We start from the raw sequence: 11,660 nt of genomic DNA, 5'->3' as shown, positions 1-11,660 counted from the left end.
CATGATGAAACATCGTTCGGCGGCGGTGCTGGCCGCGATTTTGGTCTATGCGCCACCGACAGCGGCGGAAACCCCGATCCTCGGCCCCGACGCGGCGCGCTGCGTGGCGGGAGGGGGGCCGGCGATCCTCGTCTCCATCACCGGCCTCAAGAACCGGCTCGGCACGCTGCGCGTGCGTACCTTCGGCGGCGACACCTCCACCTGGTTCGACAAGGTGAAGTGGCAGACCAAGGTGGAGATCCCGACACCCCGGACGGAGCCGATTCGGGTCTGCATGCCCGTCGCCGCGCCGGGCAATTATGCGATCGACGTGCGCCACGACGCCAACGCCAACGACCAGACCGACCGCTCGGACGGCGGCGGCGCGAGCGGCAATCCGCGCGTGACGATCTGGGACTTCATCTTCGGCCGGAAGCCCTCGCCGAAGCAGACCGCCGTGCATGTGGGGCAGGGCGTGACCGAGATTTCGGTGACGATGATGTATCTGAGCGGAACCTCGCTGAAGCCGCTGAGCGAGATCGGGCGGTGACCGGGCGGCGTTACCCGGCCGTCACCGCCGTCGAATATGGGGAAAGCACCGTCCAGCCCAGCGACGCATAGAGTCGGCGCCCGTCCTCGGTCGCGACGAGAAGTTCGGGAGCGTTCGTCGATTTCCGGTGTGCGTTCAGCGCGTTCATGACGATGCCGCCCAATCCCCTCCGCCGGTGTTCCGGCGCGGTTTCGATCCGGTCGTAGATGAAGACGCCCGCCGCCTCGGCGGCATGTCCGCTCGCGGCCAGGACGCCGTCCGGGGCGGTGATGCGTGCCATCGTCGCTGGGCCGTTGCGGTCGCATTCAAGCCTGTAGCCTTCCGGCAGCGGCCCTGGCGCTGGCTGCCGGCCAGCCGCGAGCATGAAATAACGTCGGGGCTGAAGATGCCATGTCTCCGGCAGGATGGCCCGCAGATCTTCAGCCGTTCCGCAAAGCTTGATGAAGTGGCGCGGCTGCGTGACTTCCCGCCCGATATCCACCAGCCCCTCGCAAAGCGCGGGGAAGACCCAACGGCACGCCTCGTCGGGGAGATTCGTTTCAACCCTGAATCCGCCACGATCGGCTACGGGCAAGGGAAGCCCGCGGCAAACCGATCGCGCTGAAAGCCAACCGTACAAGAGAGCGGGATAAAAGGGAGCGTCGGGCATCCCGCGATGATAGCAAAGCCGTCCGGGCGATTCATCCGATCGCTACGGCCGTTTACCTCACCAGCGAAAGGCGGTGGCCCGGCGGGCGATATCCGCCGGTATGTCGCAACAGGCGCGCGGGACTTGCGCGCCGGCTCCTGCGGAAGCCGGCGGCCGCACGGTCACAGGTCGATCAAAATGCGCGTCGGGTCTTCCATCGCGTTCTTCAGCGCGACGAGGAAGGTCACCGCCTCGCGGCCGTCGATCAGGCGATGGTCGTAGCTGAGCGCGAGGTACATCATCGGGCGCACCACCACCTGTCCGTCGCGCACCACCGGACGGTCCTCGATGCGGTGCAGGCCGAGCACCGCCGACTGCGGCGGGTTGATGATCGGGGTCGACATCAGCGAGCCGAACACGCCGCCATTGGAGATGGTGAAGGTGCCGCCCTTCATCTCCTCCATCTTGAGCGTGCCGTCCTTGGCGCGGCGGCCGAAGTCGCCGATCGTCTTCTCGATGCCGGCCACCGAAAGCTGGTCCGCGTCGCGGATCACCGGCACGACGAGGCCGTTGGGCGCGCTCACCGCGACCGAGATATCGGCGTAGTCGTGATAGACGATCTCATCACCCTCGATCGAGGCGTTGACGGACGGGATATCCTTCAGCGCCATGCACGCGGCCTTCACGAAGAAGCCCATGAAACCGAGGCGGACGCCGTGCTTCTTCTCGAACAGGTCCTTGTATTTGGCGCGCGCCTCGATCACCGCGGTCATGTCCACGTCGTTGAATGTGGTGAGCATGGCGGCCGAGTTCTGCGCGTCCTTCAGGCGCTTGGCGATCGTCTGGCGCAGGCGCGTCATGCGCACGCGCTCCTCCTTGCGGCCGGTGGAGGCGGCGACCGACGGCGTGGCAGGGGCGGGCGCGGCCGACGGCGCGGCGGCCTTGGCGGTGGCGGCGGCGGCGACGTCCTCCTTGGTCAGGCGGCCGTCCTTGCCGGTGCCCTTGATCGTCGCCGGATCGACGCCATGCTCCAGCACCGCGCGGCGCACCGAAGGCGATAGCGCGGCCGGGGTGTCCGCGCTTTCGCCGGTGGCGGGCGCCGGAGCGGCGGCGGCGGGAGCCGGGGCGGCAGCCACGCCGTCACCCGCCTCGACCGTCGCGATCATCGCGCCGACCTGCACGGTGTCGCCGACCTGCACGGCATGCTGGCCCATGACGCCGGCGACAGGGGAGGGCACCTCGACCGAGACCTTGTCGGTCTCCAGGCTGGCGATCGGCTCGTCGGCCGCCACCTTGTCGCCCGGTTGCTTGAGCCATTCGCCCAGCGTCGCCTCGGTGATCGATTCGCCCAGCGTGGGGACCAGAACTTCGGTTGCCATCTTTACCTCATCATCCCTGCCGGAGCCGGGATATTGCTGTCACTGTGAGGCCCCGGCAAGCGCCGGAGCGACGAAAGTCACGCGCCGGCCTTGCCGGCCTTCTTCGCCGAATCGCCCTCGCGGGTGCGGCGGATCTCCTCGCGAACATTGTGGCCGAGCGCATCGGCGACCAGCGCGCCCTGCTCCGCCTGGTGGCGCTTCATCAGGCCGGTGGCCGGCGAGGCGGCGGCGGCGCGGCCGGCGTAGCGCGGGCGCTTCACCGGGCTGTCCGCCGCGATCAGCGCCTGTTCGATGAAGGGTTCCACGAAGAACCAATAGCCGTTGTTGCGCGGTTCCTCCTGCGCCCAGATCACTTCATCGAGGTTCGGCATGCGCGCGAGGCGCACCGCCAGCGCGTCGCCGGGGAAGGGATAGAGCTGCTCGATGCGGACGATCTGGGTGGCCGTGTCGCCCGCCGCGTCGCGCGCCTCGATCAGGTCATAGGCGACCTTGCCGGTGCACAGCACCAGCCGCTTCGTCTCCGCGTCCGCCGGGGCGGACGGATCGGAGAGGATGCGGCGGAAATGGCTGTCGCCCAGGAAGTCCGCCGCGCCCGACACCGCCATCTTGTGCCGCAGCAGCGACTTGGGCGTGAACACGATCAGCGGCTTGCGGAACGGGCGGTGCATCTGCCGGCGCAGCAGATGGAAGTAATTGGCCGGCGTGGTGCAATTGGCGACCTGCATGTTGTCGCCGGCGCAAAGCTGGAGGAAACGCTCCGGCCGGGCCGAGCTGTGCTCCGGCCCCTGTCCCTCGTAGCCGTGCGGCAGCAGCATCACCAGGCCGTTGGCGCGCAGCCACTTGGCCTCGCCCGCCGCGATGAACTGGTCGATCATGATCTGCGCGCCGTTGGCGAAGTCGCCGAACTGCGCCTCCCACAGCACGAGCGTCTTGGGATCGGCCAGCGCATAGCCGTATTCGAAGCCGAGCACGCCATATTCGGAGAGCGGGCTGTCCAGCACCTCGAAATCGCCATGCTCGACATGCGCGAGCGGGATATATTTATGCTCGTCGTTCTGGTCGACCCACACGGCATGGCGCTGAGAGAAAGTGCCGCGCCCGGAATCCTGCCCGGACAGGCGCACACCATAGCCTTCCGACAACAGCGAACCATACGCCAGCGCCTCGCCGGTCGCCCAGTCGAAATTCTCGCCGGTGCGGAACATCTCGCGCTTGGCGTCCAGCACACGCGCCAGCGTCTTGTGGATGCTGATCGTGTCGGGGACAGTGGTCAGCAGCCGGCCGAGCGCGTCGAACAGCTTCGGCTCGATCGCGGTGTCCGCCACGCGCCGCGCGGTTTCGGCATCGGCCGGCACCGACAGGCCGGACCAGCGGCCGGCGAACCAGTCGGCCTTGTTCGGCTTGTAGCTCGCGCCCGCCTCGAACTCGCCTTCGAGCAGGGTGGTGAACTGTTTGACGTTCCCGTCGATCCACGCCCGATCGATCACCCCCTCGGAGATGAGGCGCGCGCCGTAGATCTCGCTGACCGGCGGATGGCTGCGGATCGCCTTGTACATCAAGGGCTGGGTGAAGCTCGGCTCGTCGCCCTCGTTGTGGCCGAAGCGGCGATAGCACCACATGTCGATCACCACGTCGCGGTGGAAGGTCTGGCGATATTCGATCGCCATCTTGCACGCGAAGGTGACGGCTTCGGGATCGTCGCCGTTCACATGGAAGATCGGCGCCTGCACGCCCTTCGCCACGTCCGACGGATAGGGCGAGGAGCGCGCGAATTGCGGGCTGGTGGTGAAGCCAATCTGGTTGTTGATGACGAAATGGATGCAGCCGCCGGTGTTGTAACCCCGGATGCCGGAGAAGCCGAGGCATTCCCATACGATGCCCTGCCCGGCGAAGGCCGCGTCGCCGTGGATCAGCACCGGCAGCGAGTGCGAATGCTCCTCCAGATCGTGCGCGATCGTCTGGATCGCGCGGGTCTTGCCCAGCACCACCGGGTCGGCCGCCTCGAGGTGAGACGGGTTGGCGACCAGCGACATATGCACCTTGTGCCCGTCGAACTCGCGATCGGTGGAGGTGCCGAGGTGATATTTCACGTCGCCCGAGCCGCCGATGTCGTCCGGGTTGGCCGATCCGCCGGCGAATTCGTGGAAGATCACGCGCAGCGGCTTGGCCATCACGTTGGCCAGCACGTTGAGGCGGCCGCGATGCGCCATGCCGAACACGATCTCGTTGACGCCCATCTGGCCGCCGTACTTGATGACGCTTTCCAGCGCCGGGATCATGCTCTCGCCGCCGTCGAGGCCGAAACGCTTGGTGCCGACATACTTCTTGCCGAGGAAGCGTTCCCACTGCTCGGCCTCGATCACCTTGTTGAGGATCGCCTTCTTGCCGTCGGAGGTGAACTGGATCGCCTTGTCCTTGCCCTCCATACGGTCCTGGAGGAAGCGACGCTCCTCCACGTCGGCGATGTGCATATATTCGAGGCCGACGTTGCCGCAGTAATTGGCGCGCAGGATGGCGACGATCTCGCGCACCGTCGCCCATTGCAGGCCGAGCGTGCCGCCGAGATACACCGGGCGGTCGAGGTCGGCGTCGGAGAAGCCGTGATATTCGGTGGTGAGGTCCGCCGGCAGCTCGCGCAGGCCGGACAGGCCGAGCGGATCGAGGTTCGACGCGAGATGGCCGCGCACGCGATAGGTGCGGATCAGCATCTGCGCGCGGATCGCATCGGCGGCGGCCTTGACGATCGCGTCCTGGCTGGGGGCGGGGGCGTCGGCGACAGGAGCGGGCTTGCCCTTCGCGGGCCGGGGCGCCGGCTCCATCTGCGTCGGGTCGAGCGCGGCGGTCAGGTCGTCGGTGGTGGTCAGCGGCCAGCGGTCGCTTTCCCACGATGGATGGGAAACCGCGCCCTCCAGCCCCTCGAAGAAGTCGCGCCAGCCCGGCTCGACGCTATCCGGCGAGGTCTTGTAGCGCGCGTAGAGCGCGTCGATGAACGCCGGCGAGACGCCGCCCGCGATGTCCGAAAAATCCTGGCCTTCGTAGCCCATGATTCACCCGTCCTGGGGCATCCCGGGGAGAATGCCGCTTGCGCCCCGGAAGGTTCGCTTCCGGGGCGGATTTATCAACCCTTCAACACTTCGAGCAGCGTCGAGCCAAGCTCGCTGGGCGAAGCCGCGACCTTGATCCCGGCCGCTTCCATCGCCGCGATCTTGTCCTCCGCGCCGCCCTGGCCGCCGGAGACGATCGCGCCGGCATGGCCCATGCGGCGGCCCGGAGGGGCGGTGCGGCCGGCGATGAAGCCGGCCATCGGCTTCTTGCGGCCGCGCTTCGCCTCGTCCTTCAGGAACTGCGCGGCTTCCTCCTCGGCCGATCCGCCGATCTCGCCGATCATGATGATCGATTCGGTCGCGTCGTCGGCCAGGAACAGCTCCAGCACGTCGATGAAGTTGGTGCCGTTGACCGGATCGCCGCCGATGCCGACCGCCGTGGTCTGGCCGAGGCCGGCGTTGGAGGTCTGGAACACCGCCTCATAGGTGAGCGTGCCCGAGCGCGAGACCACGCCGACCGAGCCCTTCTTGAAGATGTTGCCCGGCATGATGCCGATCTTGCACTCGCCCGGCGTCAGCACGCCGGGGCAGTTCGGGCCGATCAGGCGCGACTTGGAGCCGGAAAGGGCACGCTTCACCTTGACCATGTCGAGCACCGGAATCCCTTCCGTGATGCACACGATCAGCGGCACTTCCGCGTCGATCGCCTCGAGGATCGAATCCGCCGCGAAAGGCGGCGGCACGTAGATCACGCTGGCGTTCGCGCCGGTCTTGGCGACGGCCTCCGCCACCGTGTCGAAGTTCGGCAGGCCGAGCTCTTCGTGCACCGTGCCGCCCTTGCCCGGCGTGACGCCGCCGACCATCTGCGTGCCGTAATCCAGCGCGGCCTTCGTGTGGAAGGTGCCGGTCTTGCCGGTCATCCCCTGGGTGATGACCTTGGTGTTCCTGTCGACGAGAATGCTCATTGGTTCTCCAATCAAACCCTTAAACCACCCGTCGAGAGGATGGCTTCCAAATCATATGCCCGCGCGGGCGGAAATCCGCGATTACGCGAGGCTGCCGTCGATGCCCTTGCAGGCGACCAGCAGTTCCTTGACCGCGTCGACCGAGACCTGGAGGTTGGCCTTCGCCTCATCGCCGAGCTTCACCTCGACCACCTTCTCCACGCCGCCCGCGCCGATGACGACCGGCACGCCGACATACAGGTCGTTCACGCCATATTCGCCCGACAGATAGGCCGCGCAGGGCAGGATGCGCTTCTGGTCGTAGAGATAGGCTTCCGCCATCGCGATGCCGCTGGTGGCGGGCGCGTAATAGGCCGAGCCGGTCTTGAGCAGCGCGACGATCTCGCCGCCGCCGCCACGGGTGCGCTTGATGATCTCGTCAACCTTCTCCCTGGTGGAGAAGCCCATCGCGATCATGTCGCTGACCGGGATGCCGCTGACGGTGGAATATTCGAGCACGGGCACCATCGTGTCGCCGTGCCCGCCGAGCACGAAGGTGTTCACGTCCTTCACGGAGACGCCGAACTCCTCGGCGAGGAAGTAGCTGAAGCGCGCCGAATCGAGCACGCCCGCCATGCCCACGACCTTGTTGGTCGGCAGGCCGGAGAATTCGCGCAGCGCCCACACCATCGCGTCGAGCGGATTGGTGATGCAGATCACGAAGGCGTCCGGCGCGTTGTCGCGGATGCCCTCGCCGACCGACTTCATCACCTTGAGGTTGATGCCGAGCAGGTCGTCGCGGCTCATGCCCGGCTTGCGGGCGACGCCGGCGGTGACGATGATGACGTCCGCGCCCGCGATATCCTTGTAGTCGTTGGTGCCGGTGATCTTCGCGTCGAAGCCCTCGACCGGGCCGCACTGCGACAGGTCGAGCGCCTTGCCCTGCGGCACGCCCTCCACCACGTCGAACAGGACGATGTCACCCAGGCCCTTGAGGGCCGCCAAATGCGCGAGCGTTCCGCCGATGTTTCCGGCGCCGATCAGCGCGATCTTCTTGCGGGCCATTCCATTCCCTTCCGTCAGTGGTTGCGGCGTGAATGGAAAGGCCGCCTACGCCCATCCAACGCGTAGGGCAACCCGATAAAGCCCGAAGGTTAAGGAATTTATTGCAAAACATTCGCAATAGCAATAAACGACCGTGTCCGGCGAATCTGCTTGCTGACCGTCGCCTGAACGAAGGGCGCATATCGCGTCGGCGGGTGCGCCGGCCCGATCAGGCCCCGTGCCCGGCTGTGAGATACTCCTCCGATCGCATCTCCTCCAGCCGGCTGACGGTGCGCTGGAACTCGAAGCGGCCGTCGCCCCTGGGATAGAGTTGGTCGGGCTGCGCGTCGGCGGCGGCGAGCAGCTTCACCTTATGCTCGTAGAGCGCATCGATCAGGCTGACGAAGCGCGCCGCCTCGTTGCGGCTCTCCGGTCCCAGCACGGGGATGCCGACGAGGATGACGGTATGGTAACGCCTTGCGATCGCGAGGTAATCGGCGCTGCCACGCGCCTCCGCGCACAGCTTCTTGAAGCTGAACACCGCCACGCCCTTCAGCGCCTTGGGCACGTGCAGTTCCCGGCCCTGCACGATCAAATCCTCCGAGGGCACGTGATCGCGATCCTCGGGCGGGTAATCCGTGAGGCGGAAGAAGGCGGCGGAAAGCTCGGCGGTCGCCTTCGGGCCGTTGGGCACCAGCCAGGTGTCCTGCTGGCCGAGCCGGTCGCGGCGGTAATCGATCGGGCCGTTCAGCGTGAGGATGTCGAGCCGCTCCTCGATCAGCGCGATGAAGGGCAGGAAATGCTCGCGATTGAGGCCGTTCCTATAAAGCTCGGACGGCGCGCGGTTGGAGGTTGTCACCACCGTCACGCCCGATTCGATCAGCGCGGTGAACAGCCGCGAGAGGATCATCGCGTCGGGCGAGTTGGTCACCATCATCTCGTCGAAGGCGAGCAATCGCGCCTCCTCCGCCAGCGCTGCGGCGACGGGGAGGATCGGGTCGCCCTGCTCCTTGCGCCGCTCGATCGCGATGCGGCCATGCACCTCCAGCATGAATTCGGCGAAATGGACGCGGCGCTTCCGCTCGATCGCCACATTGGCGAAGAACAGGTCCATCAGCATCGACTTGCCGCGCCCGACGTCGCCCCACATGTACACGCCGCGCGGCGGGACGGGGCGGCGACGGAACAGGCCCTTGGTCTTCGGATGCTCCAATTCGGCGGCAAGCACGTCGAGCCGGGCGGCGGCGGAAGCTTGCTCCACGTCCGGGCGCAACTCGCCGGCGGCGATCAGCGCGTCATAAGCGGTGAGGACTTTACCCATGATTTCCGTTTCTTGCGGCCAGGACGAACGGCTATCGACGCGGCGTCGAGGGCTTCCTGATCGTGCCGGAAAACTCCGCCATCACCTCATCGCCATCGCCCTGCACGACCAGCCCGCGCAGGAACAGCAGGCGGCCCGTCTCGCGCAGCAGCTCGACGCGCGCCTCCAGCGGCTCGCCGATCCGGCCGCCGCCGATGAAATGGGTGTTGAGGTCGAGCGTCACCGCCGTGCCCGCCGTGATGAGGCCGAAGCCGCGCGCGGCGGCGAACAGCGACACGTCGATGAAGCCGAGCATCGCGCCGCCGTGGATGACGTTGGCGAGATTGGAATGCTGCCGCTGCGGCGTCATCCGCACGCGGGCATGGCCGTCCTCGTCGATGCGCACCATCATCTCGCCGAGGAAGGCGTTGTAGCGCGTCGCGTCCTTGAACCCCCATTTCATCCAGCCGGGATGATCGGGATGCTCCTCGTAGAGGAATTCGGGTTTGGGTTCGGTCATGGAAGAAGGCGATGCGCGGGGATCAGACGATCCGCTCGGCTTCCATCTTCTTGATCTCCGCGATCGCCTTGGCCGGCGACAGGCCCTTGGGGCAGGCGTTGGCGCAGTTCATGATCGTGTGGCAGCGGTAGAGGCGAAACGGGTCCTCCAGCGCGTCGAGCCGCTCGCCGGTCATCTCGTCGCGGCTGTCGGCCAGCCAGCGATAGGCCTGCAGCAGGATCGCCGGGCCGAGGAACTTGTCGCTGTTCCACCAATAGCTCGGGCAAGAGGTGGAGCAGCAGGCGCACAGGATGCACTCGTAGAGGCCGTCGAGCTTGTTGCGGTCCTCCGGCGACTGGAGCCGCTCCTTGCCGGCGGGCGGCGGCGTCACCGTCTGGAGCCACGGCTTGATCGAGGCATATTGCGCGTAGAAATGCGTGAAGTCGGGAACGAGGTCCTTGATGACGTCCATCGCGGGGAGCGGGGTGATCTTCACCTCGCCTCTCATGTCCTCGATCGCGGTGGTGCAGGCGAGGCCGTTCTTGCCGTCGATGTTCATCGAGCAGGAGCCGCAGATGCCCTCGCGGCAGGAGCGGCGGAAGGTGAGGGTGGAATCCTGCTCCGACTTGATCTTGATGAGCGCGTCGAGGACCATCGGGCCGCATTCGTCGAGGTTCACCTCGAACGTGTCGTAGCGCGGGTTCTCGCCCGAGTCGGGATCGTAGCGGTAGATCTTGAAATTCCGCATCTTGCCCCCCGGCTGGGGCGAGGGGATCTTCCGTCCGCCCTTGATCTTGCTGTTGGCGGGCAAGGTGAATTCGGCCATCGTTCTTCCCGATCTCAGTCGTTTGCGGTCGCGGAGCGAAGGCCGCTCCAGTCGAGATTGCGCGTCAGGTACATGATGCCGGCCAGCGCCGCAAACAGGAGAATCGCTCCGATCAGCAACGAATAGGCTTCAAGGCTCAGCAGGACGTACAGGATCGCGTAAAGCGCGGTGAGCAAGGCGGCGATATAGCCGCCCCGCCGCCAGCTTTTCAGCACGGCGGCCGAATATGCCGCGAGCAGCCCGATGATCGCCGCCGCCGCCAGGATATACGCCGCCGCGAAGCCGATCACCTCCGCGAAGGCGAGCAGCATCACGAAGAACAGCACCAGCCCCGCGCCGACCAGCAGATATTCCGCCGTCGCCACGCGCACCCCCGCGATCACGTCGAACATCAGGAACGCCATGAAGGTGAAGCCGATGAACAGGAAGCCGTATTTCACCGAGCGGTTGACCTGGCTGTAGAGATCGACCGGGGAGATGAGGTCGACCCGCGCCTCGTAGCTGCCCGCCGGCTGCGCGGTGTCGTAGCGGTCGGGCAGCGCGTTGGGCGCGGCGTCCGGCGTCTGCTCGCCGGCCGAGACGAGCGCGCGGCCGAGCGCGAGGTTGCCGACCCGCCATGTCGCGGTAAAACCGCTTGCCGTCACTTTCTGCGCGCTGGGCAGGAAGCCGCCCTGGAAGCTGGGATGCGGCCAGGTCGAGGCGACCGTCCAGCGCGTGTCCCCCGCCTGCGGAGCGAGCGCGAGCCAGCCGTTGCCGCGGAAGGTGAAGCGGAAGCTCGCGGTCATCGCCCGCTCGCGCAGCGCCGAGGCGTCGAGCCAGGTGAAGAAGCCGGCGCCGCCGGTGGCGGGCGAGCCCTTGCCGGGCTGGAGCACCAGCTTGCGCCCGTCGACCGTCACCGCCGGAGGCGGGCCGTAAAGCCCGCGCGCGTCGCGCAGGCCGAAGCGCAGTTCGGCGCGGTCGAAGAACAGGCGATCGGACGTGATGCCGAACCGCGCGAGGTCCGCCGGGAGGGCGAAGCGCGCCGTACCGCTCGCCGCCGCGTCGAACAGCACCGCCTCGTAGATCGAGCGGCGGCGGCGTTCGGGGGTGAGGTCGGTGCGCAGGTCGGCCTGTTCCGGGGCCAGCGTCAGCTCGCGCCAGACGGTGCTGGTCCTGGCGACCTGCCGCCCGCCTTCGTTGACCGTCTCCGTCACCTGCTCCTGATAGGGGAGCACCAGCACCGGGCCGGCGATCGTCTGCGGCCCGCCCCAGCCCTCCGCGATCGAGGCGCGCGCGACCTGCGACTGCGATTGGCGATCATATACCAGCAGATAGACGGTGAAGAGCGGGATCGCGAGCAGCAGCCCGATCAGCACCGCGATCAGCAGCTTGCCGCCGGGCGTCCGTTGTCCAACCGCCATTTGCGCGTCCCTCCGTCGGCGAATGGAGAGGGATTAGCGATGAAGCGAAGATGCCGCAATCCGCGCG

At 67.0% G+C, this 11,660-nt stretch carries 10 protein-coding genes; 1 reads left to right on the top strand and 9 read right to left on the bottom strand.

Annotated elements, in window-relative coordinates; translation table 11 throughout:
- Window position 1: 1 nt before the first annotated feature.
- Window positions 2–529 carry a DUF2141 domain-containing protein gene (locus F9288_RS19810; protein ID WP_174838352.1) on the top strand — a complete coding sequence of 176 codons (528 nt, stop codon included), beginning with the start codon at window positions 2–4 and terminating at the stop codon, window positions 527–529.
- A 10-nt stretch (window positions 530–539) separates the two neighbouring features.
- Here F9288_RS19810 and F9288_RS19805 read toward each other — a convergent pair whose 3' ends face one another.
- From F9288_RS19805 to creD, 9 genes are all read right to left on the bottom strand, one after another.
- Window positions 540–1,010 carry a GNAT family N-acetyltransferase gene (locus tag F9288_RS19805; RefSeq protein WP_174838351.1) on the bottom strand — a complete coding sequence of 157 codons (471 nt, stop codon included), beginning with the start codon at window positions 1,008–1,010 and terminating at the stop codon, window positions 540–542.
- 329 nt (window positions 1,011–1,339) lie between these two features.
- A complete protein-coding gene (odhB, locus tag F9288_RS19800; protein WP_174838350.1) occupies window positions 1,340–2,536 on the bottom strand; it encodes a 2-oxoglutarate dehydrogenase complex dihydrolipoyllysine-residue succinyltransferase in 1,197 nt (398 codons plus the stop codon).
- 77 nt (window positions 2,537–2,613) lie between these two features.
- Window positions 2,614–5,580, bottom strand: coding sequence for a 2-oxoglutarate dehydrogenase E1 component (locus tag F9288_RS19795; protein WP_174838349.1), 2,967 nt, complete (start codon window positions 5,578–5,580; stop codon window positions 2,614–2,616).
- A 74-nt stretch (window positions 5,581–5,654) separates the two neighbouring features.
- Window positions 5,655–6,545, bottom strand: a complete 891-nt coding sequence (gene sucD, locus F9288_RS19790; protein WP_174838348.1) for a succinate--CoA ligase subunit alpha — start codon at window positions 6,543–6,545, stop codon at window positions 5,655–5,657.
- Window positions 6,546–6,626: 81 nt separating this feature from the next.
- The gene (gene mdh, locus F9288_RS19785; protein ID WP_174838347.1) at window positions 6,627–7,589 is read right to left on the bottom strand and encodes a malate dehydrogenase; all 963 of its coding nucleotides are present in this window, start codon (window positions 7,587–7,589) and stop codon (window positions 6,627–6,629) included.
- A 208-nt stretch (window positions 7,590–7,797) separates the two neighbouring features.
- A complete protein-coding gene (gene zapE / locus F9288_RS19780; protein WP_174838346.1) occupies window positions 7,798–8,889 on the bottom strand; it encodes a cell division protein ZapE in 1,092 nt (363 codons plus the stop codon).
- A 31-nt stretch (window positions 8,890–8,920) separates the two neighbouring features.
- On the bottom strand, window positions 8,921–9,388 hold the full coding sequence (locus F9288_RS19775) for a PaaI family thioesterase (protein WP_174838345.1): 468 nt from the start codon (window positions 9,386–9,388) through the stop codon (window positions 8,921–8,923).
- Window positions 9,389–9,410: 22 nt separating this feature from the next.
- Entirely contained in the window at window positions 9,411–10,193 is a 783-nt protein-coding gene (locus tag F9288_RS19770; RefSeq protein WP_302675303.1) for a succinate dehydrogenase iron-sulfur subunit, read from the bottom strand.
- A gap of 14 nt (window positions 10,194–10,207) precedes the next feature.
- Window positions 10,208–11,593, bottom strand: a complete 1,386-nt coding sequence (gene creD / locus F9288_RS19765) for a cell envelope integrity protein CreD (protein WP_174838344.1) — start codon at window positions 11,591–11,593, stop codon at window positions 10,208–10,210.
- Window positions 11,594–11,660 lie beyond the last annotated feature (67 nt).

The sequence above is a fragment of the Sphingomonas sp. CL5.1 genome (assembly GCF_013344685.1).
GTDB lineage: Bacteria > Pseudomonadota > Alphaproteobacteria > Sphingomonadales > Sphingomonadaceae > Sphingomonas.
The sequence above is the reverse complement of the archived record's forward strand: the minus strand, read 5'-3'. Positions and strand labels throughout refer to the sequence as shown.

Excerpts from the sequence above, each read along its gene's own strand:
- F9288_RS19810 (WP_174838352.1), top strand. The coding sequence starts at position 2 with ATGATGAAACATCGTTCGGCGGCGGTGCTGGCCGCGATTTTGGTCTAT.
- creD (WP_174838344.1), bottom strand. The coding sequence starts at position 11,593 with ATGGCGGTTGGACAACGGACGCCCGGCGGCAAGCTGCTGATCGCGGTG.
- zapE (WP_174838346.1), bottom strand. The coding sequence starts at position 8,889 with ATGGGTAAAGTCCTCACCGCTTATGACGCGCTGATCGCCGCCGGCGAG.
- odhB (WP_174838350.1), bottom strand. The coding sequence starts at position 2,536 with ATGGCAACCGAAGTTCTGGTCCCCACGCTGGGCGAATCGATCACCGAG.
- F9288_RS19775 (WP_174838345.1), bottom strand. The coding sequence starts at position 9,388 with ATGACCGAACCCAAACCCGAATTCCTCTACGAGGAGCATCCCGATCAT.
- F9288_RS19795 (WP_174838349.1), bottom strand. The coding sequence starts at position 5,580 with ATGGGCTACGAAGGCCAGGATTTTTCGGACATCGCGGGCGGCGTCTCG.
- mdh (WP_174838347.1), bottom strand. The coding sequence starts at position 7,589 with ATGGCCCGCAAGAAGATCGCGCTGATCGGCGCCGGAAACATCGGCGGA.
- F9288_RS19770 (WP_302675303.1), bottom strand. The coding sequence starts at position 10,193 with ATGGCCGAATTCACCTTGCCCGCCAACAGCAAGATCAAGGGCGGACGG.
- sucD (WP_174838348.1), bottom strand. The coding sequence starts at position 6,545 with ATGAGCATTCTCGTCGACAGGAACACCAAGGTCATCACCCAGGGGATG.